This window comes from Burkholderia sp. Bp9099, assembly GCF_003857805.1.
In the GTDB taxonomy this organism is placed as follows: Bacteria; Pseudomonadota; Gammaproteobacteria; order Burkholderiales; family Burkholderiaceae; genus Burkholderia.
This window is the reverse complement of sequence record NZ_QTPU01000006.1, coordinates 242,228-261,846: the sequence shown is the minus strand read 5'-3', so window position 1 is coordinate 261,846 and position 19,619 is coordinate 242,228. Positions and strand designations below refer to the sequence as shown.

Genomic DNA, 19,619 nt, shown 5'->3' with positions numbered 1-19,619 from the left:
GGAACGACGTATGTGGAACAACGTTCGCCAACTCAACCTTGCCGCCAGCGCGCTGTACGCGCTGTTGCTGCTCGTGTTGGCGGCGGCCGGCTGCTACTGGCTGATCCAGCGTCCGACGTTCGCGCTGCGCGAAATCCGGATCGATGGCGACACCGAGCACATCAACTCGCCGACGGTGCGTGCAGGCGTGGTCGGCCGGCTGAAGGGCAATTTCTTCACGGTCGATCTCGACGCGGCGCGGGCGGCGTTCGAGCAGATGCCGTGGGTGCGCCACGCGAGCGTGCGCCGGGTGTGGCCGAATGCGCTGGCTGTCACGCTCGAGGAGTACAAACCGCTCGGGACCTGGGGCAGTGCGCAGCTCGTGAGCGTCGACGGCGAGCTGTTCACCGCGAACCAGGGCGAACTGGATCAGGAATTGCCCGCGTTCGACGGCCCGGAGGGCAGTGCGAAGGAAGTCGTCACGCGGTATCACGACTTCGCGAACTGGTTTGCGCCGCTGAAGGCGGCGCCGGAAGAAGTGACGCTGTCGGCGCGCTACGCGTGGACGGTGAAGCTGTCGAACGGCATGCAGGTCGAGCTGGGCAAGGAACGCAACAGCGAGTCGCTGCATGACCGGAGCCAGCGCCTCGTCGCCGCGTGGCCGGCCGTCACGGAGCGTTGGGGCAACGACATCGAGTACGCGGACCTGCGTTATCCGAACGGATTCGCGATTCGTGCGGCAGGCATGCGGTTCCTGACCGATACCGACAAGCGCAAGAAGTAACGAGAGATCACACGCAAGAGCACTTTATGAGCAAAGACTACAAGGATCTGCTGGTTTCCCTCGACATCGGCACGTCGAAGGTGGTGGCCATCGTCGCCGAGCTGAAGGGCGAAGGCCATTACGAGGTGATCGGCCTCGGCCAGAGCGAGTCGAAAGGTCTGAAGAAGGGCGTGGTGGTCAACATCGAGGCCACCGTGCAGTCGATCCAGCGCGCGCTCGAGGAAGCCGAGCTGATGGCCGACTGCAAGATCACCAACGTGTTCACGGGGATCGCCGGCAGCCACATCCGCAGCTTCAACTCGAGCGGGATGGTCGCGATCAAGGACAAGGAAGTCACGCAGACCGACGTCGCGCGCGTGATCGAGACCGCGAAGGCGATCAACATCCCGACCGACCAGCAGGTGCTGCACATCCTCACGCAGGAATTCATCATCGACGGCCAGGAAGACGTGCGCGAGCCGATCGGCATGAGCGGGATCCGCCTCGAGGTGAAGGTGCACATCGTGACCGGTGCGGTCAGCGCCGCGCAGAACATCGTCAAGTGCGTGCGCCGCTGCGGGCTGGAAGTGAACGACCTGATCCTGCAGCCGCTCGCGTCGTCGCTGGCCGTGCTGACTGAAGACGAGAAGGATCTCGGCGTGGTGCTGGTCGACGTCGGCGGCGGCACGACCGACATCGCGATCTTCGCCGAAGGCGCGATCCGCCACACCGCGGTGATTCCGATCGCCGGCGACCAGATCACGAGCGACATCGCGATGGCGCTGCGCACGCCGACGCCGGACGCGGAAGACATCAAGGTCGGCTACGGGATCGCGAAGCAGGCGCTCGCCGATCCGGACGAGATGGTCGAAGTGCCGGGCCTCGGCGAACGCGGTCCGCGCACGCTGTCGCGCCAGGCACTTGCCGCCGTGATCGAACCGCGCGTCGAGGAACTGTTCTCGCTCGTGCAGCAGGTCGTGCGCGAGTCGGGTTACGAAGAACTGCTGAGCTCCGGCGTGGTCATTACCGGCGGGGCTTCGATGATGCCGGGCATGGTCGAGCTCGGCGAAGACATTTTCCTGAAGCCGGTGCGCATCGGCGCGCCGGAATACGCAGGCGGCCTCGCCGACGTGGTGCGCAACCCGCGCTACTCGACGGCGATGGGCCTGCTGGTCGAAGGCAGTGCACAGCGCATGCGCGGTCGCAAGGTCGCCGTGCAGTCCGGCAACGCGGGGCAGATCTTCTCGCGGATGAAGGAATGGTTCCTGAGCAACTTTTGACATACCGAATCGAAATTCGCGCCGGTGCCGGCGGCTGGCGCGCGACAGGGGGTTGCCCGATCTCCTGCCGAATAACGGCCGAGTAGTTCTATTTTCTTGACGGAGGCAACAATGGAATTCGAAATGCTGGAAACCGAAACCAACGGCACCATCATCAAGGTGGTCGGCGTTGGCGGCGCTGGCGGCAATGCCGTTCAGCACATGATCAACCGTGGCGTGCAGGGCGTCGACTTCATCGTGATGAACACCGACGCACAGGCGCTGTCGCGTGCGCGCGCACCGTCCGTGATCCAGCTCGGCAACACGGGCCTCGGCGCCGGCGCGAAGCCGGAAATGGGCAAGGCGGCGGCGGAAGAGGCGCGCGAGCGCATCGCCGACGCGCTGCGTGGCGCGCACATGGTGTTCATCACGGCCGGCATGGGTGGCGGCACGGGCACGGGCGCGGCGCCGGTGGTCGCGCAGATCGCGAAGGAGATGGGCATCCTGACGGTTGGTGTCGTCAGCAAGCCGTTCGAATTCGAAGGCGGCAAGCGCATGCGCGTCGCGGAAGCAGGCTCGCAGCAACTGGAGGATCACGTCGACTCGCTGATCGTCGTCCTGAACGACAAGCTGTTCGACGTGATGGGCGATGACGCCGAGATGGACAAGTGCTTCCAGTGCGCGGACGACGTGTTGAACAACGCGGTTGCGGGCATTGCCGAAATCATCAATGTCGATGGCCTCGTGAACGTCGACTTCGAAGACGTGAAGACGGTGATGGGCGAGCAGGGCAAGGCGATGATGGGCACGGCGACGGTCGCCGGCGTCGATCGCGCACGCCTCGCGGCCGAACAGGCCGTGGCGAGCCCGCTGCTCGAAGGCGTCGATCTGTCGGGCGCGCGCGGCGTGCTGGTCAACATCACGTCGAGCCGTTCGCTGCGCCTGTCGGAAACGCGCGAAGTGATGAACACGATCAAGAGTTACGCGGCGGAAGATGCCACGGTGATCTTCGGTGCGGTGTACGACGACGCGATGGGCGATGCGCTGCGCGTGACGGTCGTGGCGACGGGTCTGGGCCGTGCGGCGAAGAAGCAGCAATCGGCTCCGATGACGCTGCTGCGCACCGGCACCGACAACCAGCCGGTGAGCGTCTCGCACGGCTATGCGCAGCCGCAGCACGTCAGCACGGCCGACTACGGCGCGCTCGATACGCCGGCGGTGTGGCGCAACTCGCGCGAAACCGCGGCATCGCACGTGCAGGCGCTGCAGGAGAAGGGTGTCGACACGTACGACATCCCGGCTTTCCTGCGCAAGCAGGCTGACTGACGACGCACACAGGCGAAGCCGCGGCAAGTTTGCCGCGGTAACGCCGGCGTGACGGATGCCACGGACCACGACAGGCCGCGTCGGATGCGACGCCGGGCCGGGAAACGTGCCCTCTTCGCTCGAGCGAGGCGGGATGGGCCGTGCTGTCCGCAACACGCTGAAAAACCGTATCGCTATGAGGGACCAGCCATGATTCAAGTGGGCGACGCGCTGCCCGACGCGCAACTGTTCGAGTTCATCGACGACGCGCGCGAAGGCTGCACGCTGGGGTCGAATGCCTTCAGCGTGCGCGACCAGGTTGCGGGAAAGCGGGTGGTGATCTTCGGATTGCCGGGAGCTTTCACGCCGACCTGCTCGGCGCGGCATGTGCCGGGCTATGTCGAGCACGCCGAGCAACTGCGCTCGGCGGGCATCGACGAGCTCTGGTGCGTGTCCGTCAACGACGCATTCGTGATGGGCGCATGGGGACGTGATCTGCACACCGCGGGCAAGGTGCGCATGATGGCGGACGGCAGCGCTGCTTTCACTCATGCGCTGGGGCTGACGCAGGATTTGTCCGCGCGTGGCATGGGAATCCGTTCCCTGCGCTACGCGATGGTGGTCGACGACGGTGTGGTCAAGACGCTGGCCGTCGAAGCGCCGGGCAAGTTCGAAGTGAGCGATGCGGCGAGTGTGCTCGCGACGTTGAAGTCCTGATCCTGCGGTGCGCCGTTGCCTGCCGGCAACGCTGCTCACCGGCCTCAGGGCAGTTGTAACACGGGCCGATGACCGGAAACGCCTCCGTTCCGGGCATCGGCCCGTCCCGTATCGGCGCGGGTAACCAGTCGAAACAGATTGATACGCAGTTTCAAACAGCGTCGAATAGGGAATTACGCTATAATCTCACCTATCGAATATAACTCCTGATTGATATTCTCAATCAAGACGAAGAACACCATGTTGAAGCAGCGCACCATCAAATCGATCGTGAAGACCGTGGGCATCGGTCTCCACTCGGGCCGCAAGGTCGAACTGACGCTCCGCCCGGCCGCGCCGGGTACGGGGATCGTATTCTCGCGCGTCGACCTGCCCACGCCTGTCGACATTCCGGCATCCGCGATGTCGATCGGCGACACGCGGCTCGCGTCGGTGCTGCAGAAGGATGGAGCGCGCGTGTCGACCGTCGAGCACCTGATGTCGGCGTGCGCCGGCCTCGGCATCGACAACCTCTATGTCGACGTGACGGCCGAGGAAATCCCGATCATGGACGGCAGCGCCGCGTCCTTCGTGTTCCTGATCCAGTCCGCGGGCATCGAGGAGCAGAACGCGCCGAAGCGCTTCATCAAGGTGAAGAAGCCGGTCGAAATCCGCGACGGCGACAAGTTCGCGCGTCTCGATCCGTATTTCGGCTTCAAGCTGAAGTTCACGATCGACTTTCGTCACCCGGCCGTCGACAAGACTGGCCAGGAACTCGAGGTCGATTTCGCGAATACGTCGTACGTGCGCGAGATCGCGCGTGCGCGCACGTTCGGTTTTGCCCATGAAGTCGAAATGATGCGCGAGCTGGGTCTCGCGCGCGGCGGCAGCATGGACAACGCGATCGTGCTCGACGAGTACCGGATCCTGAACAACGACGGGCTGCGTTACGACGACGAGTTCGTGAAGCACAAGATGCTCGATGCGATCGGCGACCTGTACGTGGTCGGCCATCCGCTGCTGGCGTCGTACACCGCGTACAAGTCGGGGCACGGGCTGAACAACGCGCTGCTGCGCGAACTGCTCGCGCACGAAGACGCGTACGAGATCGTCACGTTCGACGACCCGCAGGCTGCGCCGAAGGGCTTCGCGTTCGACGCGCAGACGGCCTTCGCCTGATCGGCGTCCGGCGCCCCGCGATAAAAAAAGCGACCCTCGGGTCGCTTTTTTATTGGGCGGCCGGCCCGCACGGGCGGCGGCGCGCGTTCAGCGCGACGACTTCGCGCCGTGCCGTGCGGCCATCCGCGCGAGCGCGGCCTGCAGCGGCGACGGCTCGAGGTGATCGGCGAGCTCGCGCAACGCGGCGGCGCCGACGGTCGTCATGCGCGCCTGCTTCACGTGCGGCGGTTCCGGCGCGTCCTTCGGCCGCACGCGTACGCGCAGCGCCGAGACCGGCCAGCCGCGCTTCTGGAGATCGGCGAGCAGGCGCGGCTCGACCTGCCGCAGGCGGGCCGCGAGCGCATTGTGCGCGGCAAAGAGGGTCAGGGTGCCGTCCTTGATGGAGCCCGGTTCGACATGATTCGCAAGATAGTCGGGCAGGAGCGCCGCGAGGTCGCGCTGCAGCGACGCGACCTGTTCGACGCCGGCGCGCAGCGCCGCGAACGCGTCGGTGCGGTTGAGCACTTCGGACACGGGTTGCGGGCGATATGCGGGGAGCGGGCCGAAACGCTTGGAAAATCGGTTCATCGAGGCATTCTTCGGGCGCGCACGGGCGCGGGCGTTGACGCCGATTGTACCCGCGCCGGCTCCCGCACGGGCGGCTTTCGGGCCGTGCGCCCGGTTGCCTGCACGGGTTCGGCGTGCGGCGTGGGTCGGGCCGGGACACCGGCGCATGCTTCCTCGCGTGCTAAAATTCCTCGTTTGATTCCACTAATTCGCTAAGCCGCCGAGGCTCGGGCGTCGGGGCGCGCAACACGCGCCGGGCGCCGGTGCTGCGACGCAGGATCCGATCCGATGACAACCGGTTTTCTCCAGAAAATTTTTGGCAGCCGCAACCAGCGGCTCGTCAAGCAATACCAAAAGACCGTCGCGACGATCAATGCGCTCGAAACGCAGATCGAGAAGCTGACGGACGACCAGTTGCGCGGTAAGACGGATGAGTTCCGCCAGCGGATCGCGGGCGGCGAGTCGCTCGACAAGCTGCTGCCCGAGGCGTTCGCAGTCTGCCGGGAGGCGAGCCGCCGCGTGCTGAAGATGCGCCATTTTGACGTGCAGCTGATCGGCGGCATGGTGCTCCACTACGGCAAGATCGCGGAAATGCGCACCGGCGAGGGCAAGACGCTCGTCGCGACGCTGCCCGTGTACCTGAATGCGCTGGCCGGCCGTGGCGTGCACGTGGTGACGGTCAACGACTACCTCGCGCAGCGCGACGCCGAATGGATGGCGCGCCTCTACAACTTCCTCGGTCTGTCGGTCGGCATCAACCTGTCCGGCATGGAGCACGACCAGAAGCAGCAGGCCTACGCGTCGGACATCACCTACGGCACGAACAACGAGTTCGGCTTCGACTACCTGCGCGACAACATGGTCTACGAGACCGACGCGCGCGTGCAGCGGGCCCTGAACTTCGCGGTCGTCGACGAAGTGGACTCGATCCTGATCGACGAGGCGCGTACGCCGCTGATCATCTCGGGCCAGGCGGAAGACCACACCGAGCTGTACGTGCGGATGAACGCGCTGCCGCCGCTGCTCGAGCGCCAGATCGGCGAGGAGAAGGCCGATGGCACGGGCGTCGAGAAGCCGGGCGACTACACGCTCGACGAGAAGTCGCGCCAGGTGTTCCTGACGGAGTCGGGCCACGAGAAGGCCGAGCGGCTGCTCGCCGAGTGGGGCCTGATCGGCGAGGGCGAGAGCCTGTACGCACCGCAGAACATCACGCTGATGCACCACGTGTACGCGGCGCTGCGCGCCCACACGCTGTTCCACAAGGATCAGCACTACGTCGTGCAGAACGGCGAAGTGGTGATCGTCGACGAATTCACGGGCCGCCTGATGGCGGGCCGCCGCTGGTCCGACGGCCTGCACCAGGCGGTCGAGGCGAAGGAGCACGTGAAGATCCAGAGCGAGAACCAGACGCTCGCCTCGATCACGTTCCAGAACTACTTCCGGATGTACGCAAAGCTCGCGGGCATGACGGGCACGGCGGACACCGAAGCGTACGAATTCAACGAGATCTACGGCCTCGAGACGGTCGTGATCCCGACCAACCGTCCGCCGAAGCGGATCGACAAGCAGGACCAGATCTACAAGACGGCCAAGGAGCGCTACGACGCGGTGATCCGCGACATTCGCGAGTGCTACGAGCGCGGTCAGCCGGTGCTGGTCGGCACGACCTCGATCGAGAACTCGGAACTGCTGTCGCACCTGCTGAAGCAGGCCGGGCTGCCGCACGAGGTGCTGAACGCGAAGCAGCACGAGCGTGAAGCGGCGATCGTCGCGGAAGCCGGCCGTCCGAAGCGCATCACGATCGCGACCAACATGGCCGGTCGCGGTACCGACATCGTGCTCGGCGGCAACGCCGAGAAGCAGGCCGCATTCATCGAAGCCGACGAAGCGATCCCGGCCGACGAAAAGGCGCGCCGCATCAAGCAGTTGCACGACGAGTGGGAAACGCTGCACGAGCAGGTGAAGGCCGCGGGCGGCCTCCACATCATCGGCACCGAGCGCCATGAATCGCGCCGGATCGACAACCAGCTGCGCGGCCGTGCGGGCCGCCAGGGCGATCCGGGCTCGTCGCGCTTCTATCTGTCGCTCGACGATCCGCTGCTGCGCATCTTCGCGGGCGACCGCGTGCGCTCGATCATGGATCGCCTGAAGATGCCGGAAGGCGAGGCGATCGAGGCCGGCATCGTCACGCGTTCGATCGAATCGGCGCAGCGCAAGGTCGAAGCGCGCAACTTCGACATCCGCAAGCAGCTGCTCGAATACGACGACGTGTCGAACGACCAGCGCAAGGTGATCTACCAGCAGCGCAACGAATTGCTCGAAGCGCACGACATCACCGAGACGATCTCGGCGATGCGTCACGGCGTGATCACCGAAGTCGTCCGCCAGTTCGTGCCGGAAGGCAGCATCGAGGAACAGTGGGACGTGCCCGAGCTCGAGGAAGCGCTGCGCAACGACTGGCAGCTCGACCTCGCGATCCAGGAAATGGTGAACGAGTCGTCGTCGATCACGGCCGAGGAGATTCTCGAAGCCGTGACGACCGCCGCCGACGAGCAGTACGAGGCGAAGGTCGCGCTGGTCGGCCGCGAATCGTTCAGCGCGTTCGAGCGTTCGGTGATGCTGCAGACGGTCGACCGGCTGTGGCGCGAGCACCTCGCGGCGCTCGACCACCTGCGCCAGGGCATCCACCTGCGCGGCTATGCGCAGAAGAACCCGAAGCAGGAATACAAGCGCGAAGCGTTCGAGCTGTTCGCCGCGATGCTCGACGCGATCAAACAGGAAGTCACGCGCATCGTGATGAACGTGCAGATCCAGTCGCCTGAGCAGCTCGAGGAAGCCGCCGAGCAGATCGAGGAGCGCGGCGGCCATCTCGAAAACGTCGAGTTTCAGCACGCCGACTACGCGGAATCCGGCGCGCCGGTCGCGAACGTCGCGGCCGCCACCGCGGCCACGGCGACGGCCGACATGGTCGGCAGTGCGATGACCCACAGCGGCCCCGGCGGCGAGATGCCGAAGGTCGGCCGCAACGACCCGTGCCCGTGCGGCAGCGGCAAGAAGTACAAGCAATGTCACGGGAAGCTGTCATGATCGGCGGCGGCGCGCATCCGCGTGCCGCTTCGTTCGCAGCTTCGAGTCAGTGACGTGAGTTGCGGCGGCCCGCGCGTGCGGCCGCCGGTTCTTCCAATCGATGCCGGCGCGTGCCGGCATTTTCCATCCGGCAGGTGTGCCCCATGGCTGTCAATTTTCCGTCGATCGATCCCGCCCAACTCCATCCCGTCGCCGGCGTCACGCTCGGCTGGGCGGAAGCGAACATCCGCAAGCCGAATCGCAAGGACGTGCTGGTCATCTCCGTCGACGAAGGGGCGACGGTCGCTGGCGTATTCACCGAGAACCGCTTCTGCGCCGCGCCCGTGATCGTGTGCCGCGAGCATCTCGCGAAGGTGCGCGCGGGCGGCGCGGGCATCCGCGCGCTCGTCGTGAACACGGGCAACGCGAATGCGGGCACCGGCGAGCCGGGCCTCGCGAACACCCGCGAAACCTGCGCGGAACTCGCGCGTCTCGCGGGCCTCGACGCCGCACAGGTGCTGCCGTTCTCGACCGGCGTGATTCTCGAGCCGCTGCCGATCGACCGCCTGAAGGCCGGGCTGCCGGCCGCGCTCGCGAACCGCAAGGCCGCGAACTGGTACGACGCCGCGCAGGCGATCATGACGACCGACACGCTGCCGAAGGCCACGTCGCGCCAGGTGACGATCGACGGCCATACGGTCACGCTGACGGGCATCAGCAAGGGCGCGGGCATGATCAAGCCGAACATGGCGACGATGCTCGGCTTCCTCGCGTTCGATGCGAACGTCGCGCAGCCGGTACTCGACACGCTCGTGAAGGAAGTGGCCGACCGCTCGTTCAACTGCATCACGATCGACGGCGACACGTCGACGAACGACTCGTTCATCCTGATCGCGTCGGGCAAGAGCACGCTGCCCGCGATCACGTCGACCGATTCGCCGGCTTATGCGGCGCTGCGCGATGCAGTGACGCAGGTTGCCCAGCAGCTGTCGCAGCTGATCGTGCGCGACGGCGAAGGCGCGACGAAATTCATGACGGTGCAGGTCGAGGGCGGCAAGAGCGTCGCCGAGTGCCGCCAGATCGCGTATGCGATCGGGCATTCGCCGCTGGTGAAGACGGCCTTCTATGCATCCGACCCCAACCTGGGCCGGATTCTCGCGGCGATCGGCTACGCGGGCGTCACGGATCTCGACGTCGGCAAGATCGATCTCTATCTCGACGACGTGCTCGTCGCGAAGGCCGGTGGCCGCAACCCGGCTTATCAGGAAGAGGACGGCCAGCGCGTGATGAAGCAGAGCGAAATCACGATTCGCGTGCTGCTCGGTCGCGGCGACGCGCAGGCAACGGTCTGGACGTGCGACCTGTCGCACGATTACGTGAGCATCAACGCGGACTACCGCTCCTGATCGGGAGCGCTCGAACGACATGGACAAGCTCGAACAGTTTCTGACGCGCGCGGAAGCGCTGCTCGGCCGCCTCGAGGGGATGCTCCCCCCGGCGCCGGCGGCCGTCGACTGGAACGCCGCCACCGCGTTCCGCTGGCGCAAGCGCCAGGGGCGCGGCTATCTGCAACCGGTGCCGGCAGCGTCGACGATCACGCTCGACGACCTGCACAACATCGATCGGCAGAAAGGGCTGATCGAGCAGAACACGCGACAGTTCGTGCAGTGCAAGCCGGCGAACAATGTGCTGCTGACCGGTGCCCGCGGCACCGGCAAGTCGTCGCTGATCAAGGCGTGCCTGAACGCCTATGCGAAGGACGGGCTGCGCCTGATCGAAGTCGACAAGGACGATCTGCACGATCTCGGCGACATCGTCGAGGTGATCTCGCAGCGTCCGGAGCGGTTCATCGTGTTCTGCGACGACCTGTCGTTCGAGGACGGCGAATCGGGCTACAAGGCGCTGAAGGTCGCGCTCGACGGCTCGATCGCCGCGCAGTCCGACAACGTGCTGATCTACGCGACGTCGAATCGCCGCCATCTGCTGCCCGAGTACATGAGCGACAACGAGTCGTACAAGCATCTGCCGGACGGCGAGATCCACCCCGGCGAAGTCGTCGAGGAAAAGATCTCGCTGTCGGAGCGCTTCGGCCTGTGGGTCAGCTTCTACCCGTTCAAGCAGGACGACTACCTCGACATCGTCGCGCACTGGCTGCGCCATTTCGGTTGCGCGGACGCCGAGATCGAGACGGCACGCGGCGATGCGCTCGTCTGGGCGCTCGAGCGCGGTTCGCGTTCGGGGCGTGTCGCATGGCAGTTTGCGCGCGACTGGTCGGGCCGCAAGGAGCAGGCATGAGCACGGATTCCGTAACGAGCGCCGTGCGCGCGCCCGACGGCCGGAAGGTGACGGAAGTCGCGGTCGGCGTGATGGTGCAGCCAGACGGTCGCTACCTGCTCGCGCAGCGGCTGCAGGGCAAGCCGTATGAAGGCTATTGGGAGTTTCCGGGCGGCAAGCTGGAGGCCGGGGAGAGCGTCGAGGACGCGCTGGCGCGCGAGCTGCACGAGGAACTCGGCATCGAAGTCACGGCCAGCCACCGCTGGCATACGCTCGAGCACGATTATCCGCACGCGTACGTGCGGCTTTATTTCTGCAAGGTGACGGGCTGGACGGGTGAGCCGCACAGCAAGGAAGGGCAGGCGTTCGTATGGCAGCAACTGCCGGTCGAGGTCGCGCCGCTGTTGCCGGCGGCGCTGCCGGTGCTGGAACTGCTCGAGAAGGAAGCGGCGTCGCAATGACGCCGTGACGGCTCGCCTGGAAGGCGGGCCGTATCCGCCCATGGGCGGTGCCGTGCGCCGCTCAGCTGTCGCGGCGGCCGTCGGTGCCGTCTTCCTCCGACGACGGACCCTCGTCGGAGGACCCGCCGATCCGGTACTTTTCCGCGGCCCATGCACCGAGGTCGAGCTGCTTGCAGCGGGCCGAACAGAAGGGACGGAACTTGTTTTCAGGCGTCCAGCGCACTTCTGCGCCGCACGAAGGACATTTCACAACGGTAGTCATACGAAAGCGTCGAACCGGCACACGGCCGTTACAGATTGCACAGTGTCAGATGGAACGGCACGTCGATGTCCACCGCGCGCGGCCGCACGTCGCCGTCCTGCATGGTGAACCGTACCCACAACATGTATTTGTTGGCGCTCGCTTCGGGAATCACGCGCAGCTCCGGCGGCACGCGCACCTGCATCAGCTGATAGGTGCGCCCCGACAGCATCTGCTGGTAGCTGCCCTGCATCGCCATCACCTTCGACGCCTGGCCCGATTCGCGAGCGAGCCGCAGCACGATCGCCGCGGCATCGCGCAGCGGCAGCAGCGGCAGGATCCATTTCGCGATGTCCTGGCGCCGCTGTTCCGCGGGCCATTGCTGCCACGCGTAGTACGACGGAAGGTCGAACTTGCACGTGCCGCCGGGAATCACCGCGCGGCTGCGGATGCTGGCGAGCCACTCGTTGTCGACCAGATGCTGCCCGGTCTTGCCCTGCATCTGCGCAAGATTGGCGAGCGTCTGCTCGATTTCACCGAGCACGGACTCGAGCGCATTCTGTTCGATGCCCGGATTGCCGCGAAAGGGGGCGAGCGTCTGGCGTTGACGTTCGAGCTCTTTCATCAGATCCGATTTCAGGTCCGCGCGGCCCGTGACCTCGGCGATTTCGAACAGCGTCGTCAGCGCGACGTGATGCTCACGCGGGTCCTCCTGAGCCAAAAAGAACGCGAAGCGCTCGAACAGGTCTTCGAGGCGCAACAGCGTGCGAATTCGCTCGTTGAACGGATACTCGTAAAGAATCAAGCGCGCTCGCCTCTAGGGTAGGGATTGAAACAATGCAGGACATTCTAATGCTCACTGTCTACCCTAGCAACGCACCAATTTCGTACACCATCACGATCGCACGCCGCGATCAGTGCGCGGCAGCCGCCAATGCGAGATAGCGTTGGTGCAGTGCATCGACCTGCGCGGCGAGCGCATCGGGTGTCGTCGCGTCGTTGACGATCACGTCGTCGGCCGCTGCGAGACGCGCCTCGCGCGTTGCCTGTCTCGCGATGATCGCTTCGACCTGTTCGCGCGTGAAATCATTGCGTCGCATCACACGTGCGATCTGCGTTTCGACCGGACAGTCGACCACGAGCACACGATCGCTGCGCGCCTTCCAGTTACCTGACTCCACGAGCAGCGGCACGACGAAGATCACGTAAGGGCCTTGCGCTGCGCGGGCTTCGCGATCGGTTTCGGCGCGGATCAGCGGATGCGTGATCGCCTCGAGGCGCCGGCGTGCGTCGTCGTCGCTGAAAATGAGTGCGCGCATCTTCGCGCGATCGAGCGAGCCGTCGGCCGCGACGAAGTCCGGTCCGAATGCGTGTTCGATCGCGGGCATCGCGAGACCGGCCGGTGCGGTGATGCGGTGCGCGATCAGGTCGGTGTCGACGAGCGATGCACCGCGTGCGGCGAACAGGTCGGCGACGGTCGTCTTGCCGCTGCCGATGCCGCCGGTCAGTCCTATTGCAAACATGTGAGCCTCCGCCGGGCCGCCGCGCGGAAGCGAAGCGCCTCCCCGCGACGCAGCGAACATGGCGGACGCCGGCAGCGTGTCATGTCAGCCGCCGAGCGCCGAATAGAAAGGGGTACCGAAAAACAGCGTGGCGACGCCGCCTGCCGCGAGGAACGGGCCGAACGGAATCGGCTCCTCGAAGCGCATGCGCCCGCGCCAGGTCGCGACGAGCCCGACGAGCGCACCCGTCACCGCGGCGAACAGCACGACCTGCGGCAGCGCGGCCCAGCCCATCCACGCGCCGAGCGCGGCGAGCAACTTCAGGTCGCCGAAGCCGATGCCCTCGATGCCGCGCAGCCACTTGAACAGCCAGTAGACCGACCACAGGAACAGGTAGCCGGCCATCGCGCCGACCACGGCCGAACGCAGCGACGTGAACGTGCCGCCGAGATTCAGTGCGAGCCCGGCCCACAGCAGAGGCAGCGTCATCGAATCGGGCAGGTAGCCGGTCTGGATATCGATCGCGCTCATCGCCAGCAGCGCGGCGCACAGTCCGAACGCGGCGAGTGCGGCAACGGTGGGGCCGAACGCGGCGAGCGAACCGGCGGCGAGCAGCGCACCGGCGAGCTCGACGAGCGGATAGCGCACGCCGATCGCATGGCCGCACTGACGGCAGCGCCCGCGCAACAGCAGGTAGCTGACGAGCGGGATGTTTTCCCACGCGCGCAGCACGTGACCGCAATGCGGACAGGCGCTGCGCGGGCGCCACAGATCGTAGTGCGGCGGATAGCCGTCGTCCGGCGGCGAGCTTGCGCTGCCGGTTGCTTCCGCGATTTCGGCCTGCCACGCGCGCTGCATCATCACCGGGACCCGGTGCACGACGACGTTCACGAAGCTGCCGACGCACAGGCCGAGCACGACGGCGAACGCATACTGCACCGCGAGCGGCAGCATCGCCAGCGCGTGCAACGTGCTGTCGGGCGAGTCGAAAACGGTGGTCAGGGGCGCGGGCGTCATGGGGCTCGGGTTCGGGCTTGAAAAGGCGACAGAATCGGTTGCGATGCTACACCACGTTGCCCAGCTGAAGGATGGGCAGATACATCGCGATCACGAGGCCGCCGACGAGCGCACCCAGGACGATCACGATCAGCGGCTCGCCGAGCGCGGCGAGCGCATCGAGGCGTGCGTCGAGCTGACGTTCGCATAGCGCGGCGATATCGGCGAGCATCGTGTCGAGCGCGCCGGTTTCCTCGGCGACGGCGATCGGCTGCACGACGTCGTCCGGGAAGCAGCCCGCCGCGTGCATCGCATCGGCGAGACGCGCGCCGCGCAGCACGCGCGTCGCGATCTGCGCGGTGGCCTGCTCGAACACCGGATGGCCGGCGGTGCGTTCGAGCGTGGAGAATGCATCGGCGAGCGGGACGCCCGCACCGAGCAGCGTTGCGAGCGAGCGGCACCAGCGCGCGGTCGCGAACCGCGTGAGCGCGCCGCCGACGAGCGGCGCATCCAGCACGTGCCGCGCGGCCGTGTAGCGCAGCGATGGCGAGCGCCGCAGCGCGTGACGTGCGGCGAGCCCCGCCACCGCTGCCCCGGCGACGAACGTGCCGCCCCAGGCCGAGGTCGCGGACGAGAGGGCGAGCAGGGCTCGGGTCGGCGCCGGCAAGGCCGCGCCGAAGCCGTCGAAGATCTGCCGGAACGTCGGCACGACCCACACCATCAGCGCGGCCGAGATCGCGAGCGCGAACACGATGACGGCGACCGGGTAGGCGAGCGCGGCACGCAGCTTGCGCCATTGCGCGTCGGCACGTTCGCGGTGCTCCGCGACGCGGGTCAGTATGGTGCCGAGCGCGCCCGATGCTTCGCCTACCTCGATCAACTGGCGATACAGCGTGCCGAACTGGGACGGGTAGCGTGCGAGCGCGGCGGCGAAGCGCTGCCCGCCGACGATCTCGCGTGCGAGGCCGGCGGCGATGCGCGGCAGCCCGTCGCGCGTGCGGGTGCGCGCGAGCATCTCGAGCGACGGTGCGAGCGGCAGTCCGGCCTGCAGCAGGCTCGCGAGCTGACGCGTGAAGCGCGTGACTTCCCGCGCGCCGGCCGACGGCGGGCGGGCCGTGCCGCGGACATCGAGCGACAGCACCGTGACGCCGTCGCGCGCGAGCGCCGCACGTGCGGCGGCGGCATCGAAGGCGATGACGTTCCCGCGGCATGGCGTGCCGTCGCGACGACGGCCACGCCACGCGAAACGCGTCTCGTGCGGCGGTGCAGGCATCGCGATCACGCGTCGGGCGTCGCGGCCAGTGCTTCCGCGACGCTCGTCGTACCGTCGCGAACGTGCGCGAGTGCCGCGTCGCGCAGACTACGTACGCCCTCGGCTGCCGCGCATTGCGCGAGCGCACCGACGCTTGCGCGCGCGACGATGCGTTCTGCCATCTCCGGTGAAACCGGCATCGTCTGATGCAGGCCGATGCGGCCTCGATAACCGATGCCGTGACAGGCGGCACAGCCGCGCGCGACGAACGGGCGCCACCCGGATTCCAGTGCTGCCGGATTGCAGCCTGCTTCGCGCAGCGCGCGCACCGACGCGTCCGAACGCACGCGGCAGGTGAGGCACAGGCGCCGCACGAGGCGTTGCGCGGTGACGAGGCGCAACGCGGCGGCGAGGTTGTATGGCGCGACGCCGATGTCGAGCAGTCGCGCGACGGCTGCCGGCGCGTCGTTCGTATGCAGCGTGGACAGCACGAGGTGCCCGGTCTGTGCGGCCTTGATCGCGACGTCGGCCGTCTCCGCATCGCGAATCTCGCCGACCATGATGACGTCCGGGTCCTGACGCAGCAGCGCGCGCAGCGCAGTGGCGAACGTCAGCCCGGCTTTTTCGGCGACGCCGACCTGGTTGATGCCGTCGAGCTGGATCTCGGCCGGATCCTCGACCGTGCACACATTGTGCGCATCGCGGTCGAGCATCTGCAGCGCGCAGTAGAGCGACAGCGTCTTGCCGCTGCCGGTCGGCCCGGTCACGAGCACGAGACCGTGCGGCGCGCGTATCGCGGCTTCCATCGCCGCGGCCTGCCGCGCGTCGAAGCCGAGACGCGCGAGCGTGAGGTCGGGCGGCAGCGTTTCGAGGCGGCGCAACACGAGCTTCTCGCCGAACAGCGTGGGCAGCGAGCTGACCCGGTAGTCGCCGCGCGTGCCGCCGTCGACCGCGATGCGCAGCCGGCCGTCCTGCGGAAGCCGGCGCTCGGCGATGTCCATGCGGGCGAGCACCTTGATCCGCGTCACGAGCGCGTCGCGCAGATGAGCGGGCGGCCGCGCGTGTTCATGCAGGACGCCATCGATGCGCAGGCGGATGCGCCAGCCTGCTTCGAACGGTTCGACGTGGATGTCGGACGCGTCGCGCACGCGGGCGGCGTGCAGTGTGTCGGTCAGCAGCCGTACGGCGGGCGAGTCGTCGAGTTGCGCCGCATCGAGCGACCGCGGTGTTTCGGCGGGCGATGCGGCGGTGGAGACAGGCGGCCGCTGCGTGTGCAGCGGCGCCCCGGGAAGTGGGAAGTGCATGTGAGCCGGCGCTCGGCCGCCTGTTGATCGTGACCGGCAAATGGTCGCGTATCGTGCGCGGCGCCGACAGTCGGCCGTTCGGCTAGCGCGCGCCGCGTGCGCGCGTGCTGCGCGGCTTGAAGAGCTTGACGGTGCGCACGGCCTGGTCGTCGCTGCGCATGACCTCGAGCATCACGTCGCGGATCTTCAGGCACACGTCGCCTTCGGGGATTTCCTCGAGGATTTCGAGGATCAGGCCATTGAGCGTCTTCGGTCCGTCGGTCGGCAGTTGCAGGTGCAGCCAGCGGTTCAGTTCGCGCAGCGGCATGCTGGCGGCGACGATGCATTCTCCGTTCTCGTTCCAGCCGCCCGCGCGTTCGCCGCGCGGCATCGACGTCGTGAATTCGCCGATCAGTTCCTCGATGATGTCCTCGGGCGTGACGAGCCCCTCGAGTTCGCCGTACTCGTTGACGACGAGCGCGGTCCGCTGGCGGCTTTCCTGGAAATACTGGAGCTGCTGGACGACCGGCGTGCCCGACGGCACGTAGTACGGCTCGGCGAGCAGCGTGCGCAACGTTTCGCGGTCGAAATCCTGGTTGTGCAGCCCGGTGAGCGTCTTGCGGACGTGCAGCACGCCGAGCACCTTGTCGATGTCGCCTTCGTAGACGACGAGGCGGTTGTGATAGCAGGTCTCGAGCTGATGCAGGATGTCGTCGAGCGGCGCGTAGAAGTTGAGCGACTCGATCTGGCGGCGCGGCACCATCACGTCGTCGACCGTGATGTTCTCGAGGTCGAACAGGTTGAGCAGGATGCTGCGGTGCTTGGTCGGCATGAAGCTGCTCGACTCGAGCACGATCGCGCGCAGCTCGTCGGCGGACATCCGCTGGTCGCGGCCCTTCTTCGTATTGATGCGCAGCATCCAGAGCACGCCGTTCGCCAGTTCATTGACGAACCAGACGACCGGCTTGAACACGCGCATCAGCGGCGCGATCACGAGACTGGCGGGCAGCGCGATGCGTTCGGGAAAGGTCGCGCCGACGATCTTCGGCGCGATTTCCGCGAACACGATGATCAGGAACGCGACGATGCCGGTCGCGATCGACAGCGCCAGGTTGTTACGGCCGAACGTGTGCAGCGCGAGCGACGTCGTCAGGACCGGGATGATCGTGTTGAACAGGTTGTTGCCGATCAGGATCACGCTGAGCAGCAGGTCGGTGCGCGTGAGGAGACCCTGCGTGGTTTTCGCACCGAGCACGCCCTGGCCGGCGAGATGCTTCAGCCGATGGCGGTTGAGCGCCATCATCGCGGTCTCGGAAATGGAAAAGAAGCTGGAGCAGAGGAGAAGCAGGAAGACGGCGCCGATTTGCGCCCATAAGGGAATTTGGTCCACGCGTCAGAAGGGCAGTGAAGGACAGGGATGGAGGGAATATAGCAGAGGCCGGCGGCCGGGATGTGTCGTGCGCGACACGCGCGCTCGCGAGACCAGGCAGAAGAAGGCAAAAAAAAACCGTGCACACGGTGCACGGTTTTTTCAAAATCTGGTCGGGGTGAGAGGATTCGAACCTCCGGCCTCTACGTCCCGAACGTAGCGCTCTACCAGGCTAAGCTACACCCCGATTTTTTGCTCTTCCGACTTCGCCGCTTTCGTTCAGATCGCTGCGTCGTCACAAGCAAGAACGTAACTATAACGATGTTTTTTCGAAAAGGGAATACCTTGATGAAGAAATTTTTCGAAAAGCGGTTCGTGTCGTGGTCGCCGCGCGCTTACGACTGTCGCGACGTCGAGTACGAGCACAGCGCGAGCAGGCTTTCCTTGTAGATCGAATCCGGGAACGCGGCGATCGCGGCCGCGGCGGCCTGTGCTTCCTGGCGCGCGCATTCGAGCGTATGGTCGAGCGCGCCCGAACGCGTGATCGCGTCGAAGATCGTGTCGAAGCGATCGGTGCCGCCTTGTTCGATCGCCTCGCGGGCGAGCGCCGATTGCTCGGGCGTGCCGCGTTCGATCAGATAGATGAGCGGCAGTGTCGGCTTGCCTTCGCGCAGGTCGTCGCCGGCATTCTTGCCCATCGCTTCGGCCGTGCCCGCGTAGTCGAGCCAGTCGTCCATGATCTGGAATGCGGTGCCGATCCGGCGGCCGTATTCGGCGGCGGCGGCTTCGGTCGGCGCATCGGCGCCGGCGAGCACCGCGCCCAGGCGGGCCGATGCCTCGAACAGCTTCGCCGTCTTGTAGCGGATCACCTGCATGTAGCGCGTCTCGTCGACGTCCGCGTCGTGCATGTTCAGGAGCTGCAGCACTTCGCCTTCGGAAATGATCGTCGTCGCTTCCGACAGGATTTCCATCACGCGCATCTTGCCGACGCCGACCATCATCTCGAACGAACGCGAATAGAGGTAGTCGCCGACCAGCACGCTCGCCGCGTTGCCGAACAGCGCGTTGGCCGTCTGGCGGCCTCGCCGCAGTTCGGATTCGTCGACGACGTCGTCATGCAGCAGCGTGGCCGTGTGGATGAACTCGACGACGGCGGCCAGCACGTGCCGCTGGTGCGACGTCTCGCCGAGCGCGCCGGCGACGAGCAGCAGCAGGGCCGGACGCAGCCGCTTGCCGCCCGCGCCGATGATGTACTCGGCGATCTGGTTGATCAGCAGCACGTCGGACGCGAGGCTTTGCCGGATAACGCGATTCACCTGCTCCATGTCGCTGGCGATCGGGGCGAGCAGGTGGGCGGCGCTGAGGGTGGGGGAGGCGGTGGACGACGACATGATGATCGAAATGGGTGATGCCGCGGATTATAAGTCGAATCCGCGATATGCCGGTCT

At 66.4% G+C, this 19,619-nt stretch carries 18 protein-coding genes and 1 tRNA gene; 9 read left to right on the top strand and 10 right to left on the bottom strand.

Annotated features, from left to right (window positions below):
- Nucleotides 1-10: 10 nt before the first annotated feature.
- The 5 genes from DIE17_RS09035 to lpxC all read left to right on the top strand — a co-directional run bounded on the left by DIE17_RS09035 (nucleotide 11) and on the right by lpxC (nucleotide 5,181).
- Complete coding sequence (locus DIE17_RS09035; protein ID WP_124520021.1) at nucleotides 11-763, top strand: cell division protein FtsQ/DivIB; 753 nt, start codon at nucleotides 11-13, stop codon at nucleotides 761-763.
- Between the two features lie 26 nt (nucleotides 764-789).
- Nucleotides 790-2,022 carry a cell division protein FtsA gene (gene ftsA / locus DIE17_RS09030; protein WP_044844232.1) on the top strand — a complete coding sequence of 411 codons (1,233 nt, stop codon included), beginning with the start codon at nucleotides 790-792 and terminating at the stop codon, nucleotides 2,020-2,022.
- Between the two features lie 111 nt (nucleotides 2,023-2,133).
- Entirely contained in the window at nucleotides 2,134-3,327 is a 1,194-nt protein-coding gene (ftsZ, locus tag DIE17_RS09020) for a cell division protein FtsZ (RefSeq protein WP_124520019.1), read from the top strand.
- Nucleotides 3,328-3,516: 189 nt separating this feature from the next.
- Entirely contained in the window at nucleotides 3,517-4,023 is a 507-nt protein-coding gene (locus DIE17_RS09015; RefSeq protein WP_124520017.1) for a peroxiredoxin, read from the top strand.
- A gap of 240 nt (nucleotides 4,024-4,263) precedes the next feature.
- A complete protein-coding gene (gene lpxC, locus DIE17_RS09010) occupies nucleotides 4,264-5,181 on the top strand; it encodes a UDP-3-O-acyl-N-acetylglucosamine deacetylase (protein WP_044844229.1) in 918 nt (305 codons plus the stop codon).
- Between the two features lie 87 nt (nucleotides 5,182-5,268).
- On the opposite strand, the gene DIE17_RS09005 is transcribed toward lpxC, so the two are convergent.
- Nucleotides 5,269-5,748 (bottom strand): DUF721 domain-containing protein, encoded by a 480-nt coding sequence (locus DIE17_RS09005; protein WP_124500207.1) that lies wholly within the window; start codon nucleotides 5,746-5,748, stop codon nucleotides 5,269-5,271.
- Nucleotides 5,749-6,015: 267 nt separating this feature from the next.
- Here DIE17_RS09005 and secA point away from each other — a divergent pair, with 267 nt between their 5' ends.
- The 4 genes from secA to DIE17_RS08985 all read left to right on the top strand — a co-directional run bounded on the left by secA (nucleotide 6,016) and on the right by DIE17_RS08985 (nucleotide 11,528).
- Nucleotides 6,016-8,814: a preprotein translocase subunit SecA gene (gene secA / locus DIE17_RS09000; protein WP_124488223.1), complete on the top strand. Its 2,799-nt coding sequence runs from the start codon at nucleotides 6,016-6,018 to the stop codon at nucleotides 8,812-8,814.
- Between the two features lie 143 nt (nucleotides 8,815-8,957).
- A complete protein-coding gene (argJ, locus tag DIE17_RS08995; protein ID WP_124488224.1) occupies nucleotides 8,958-10,199 on the top strand; it encodes a bifunctional glutamate N-acetyltransferase/amino-acid acetyltransferase ArgJ in 1,242 nt (413 codons plus the stop codon).
- Between the two features lie 19 nt (nucleotides 10,200-10,218).
- Nucleotides 10,219-11,088, top strand: coding sequence for an ATP-binding protein (locus DIE17_RS08990; RefSeq protein WP_044844225.1), 870 nt, complete (start codon nucleotides 10,219-10,221; stop codon nucleotides 11,086-11,088).
- Nucleotides 11,085-11,528, top strand: coding sequence for an NUDIX domain-containing protein (locus DIE17_RS08985; RefSeq protein ID WP_044844224.1), 444 nt, complete (start codon nucleotides 11,085-11,087; stop codon nucleotides 11,526-11,528). Before DIE17_RS08990 ends, DIE17_RS08985 begins: the two co-directional genes overlap by 4 nt.
- 61 nt (nucleotides 11,529-11,589) lie before the next feature.
- On the opposite strand, the gene DIE17_RS08980 is transcribed toward DIE17_RS08985, so the two are convergent.
- The 9 genes from DIE17_RS08980 to DIE17_RS08940 form a co-directional block, all read right to left on the bottom strand.
- Nucleotides 11,590-11,790 (bottom strand): DNA gyrase inhibitor YacG, encoded by a 201-nt coding sequence (locus tag DIE17_RS08980; protein WP_039317342.1) that lies wholly within the window; start codon nucleotides 11,788-11,790, stop codon nucleotides 11,590-11,592.
- A gap of 28 nt (nucleotides 11,791-11,818) precedes the next feature.
- On the bottom strand, nucleotides 11,819-12,574 hold the full coding sequence (zapD, locus tag DIE17_RS08975; RefSeq protein ID WP_044844223.1) for a cell division protein ZapD: 756 nt from the start codon (nucleotides 12,572-12,574) through the stop codon (nucleotides 11,819-11,821).
- Nucleotides 12,575-12,683: 109 nt separating this feature from the next.
- The gene (gene coaE, locus DIE17_RS08970; RefSeq protein WP_124488225.1) at nucleotides 12,684-13,292 is read right to left on the bottom strand and encodes a dephospho-CoA kinase; all 609 of its coding nucleotides are present in this window, start codon (nucleotides 13,290-13,292) and stop codon (nucleotides 12,684-12,686) included.
- Between the two features lie 84 nt (nucleotides 13,293-13,376).
- Nucleotides 13,377-14,288, bottom strand: a complete 912-nt coding sequence (locus DIE17_RS08965; RefSeq protein WP_124488226.1) for an A24 family peptidase — start codon at nucleotides 14,286-14,288, stop codon at nucleotides 13,377-13,379.
- 46 nt (nucleotides 14,289-14,334) lie between these two features.
- Nucleotides 14,335-15,540 (bottom strand): type II secretion system F family protein, encoded by a 1,206-nt coding sequence (locus tag DIE17_RS08960; RefSeq protein ID WP_124520015.1) that lies wholly within the window; start codon nucleotides 15,538-15,540, stop codon nucleotides 14,335-14,337.
- A 5-nt stretch (nucleotides 15,541-15,545) separates the two neighbouring features.
- Nucleotides 15,546-16,823 (bottom strand): GspE/PulE family protein, encoded by a 1,278-nt coding sequence (locus DIE17_RS08955; protein WP_124520013.1) that lies wholly within the window; start codon nucleotides 16,821-16,823, stop codon nucleotides 15,546-15,548.
- A gap of 82 nt (nucleotides 16,824-16,905) precedes the next feature.
- Nucleotides 16,906-18,192, bottom strand: a complete 1,287-nt coding sequence (locus DIE17_RS08950; RefSeq protein WP_082088470.1) for an HlyC/CorC family transporter — start codon at nucleotides 18,190-18,192, stop codon at nucleotides 16,906-16,908.
- Nucleotides 18,193-18,341: 149 nt separating this feature from the next.
- Nucleotides 18,342-18,418 (bottom strand) — tRNA-Pro (locus tag DIE17_RS08945).
- 148 nt (nucleotides 18,419-18,566) lie between these two features.
- Nucleotides 18,567-19,562, bottom strand: a complete 996-nt coding sequence (locus tag DIE17_RS08940; RefSeq protein WP_044844218.1) for a polyprenyl synthetase family protein — start codon at nucleotides 19,560-19,562, stop codon at nucleotides 18,567-18,569.
- Nucleotides 19,563-19,619: the final 57 nt, after the last annotated feature.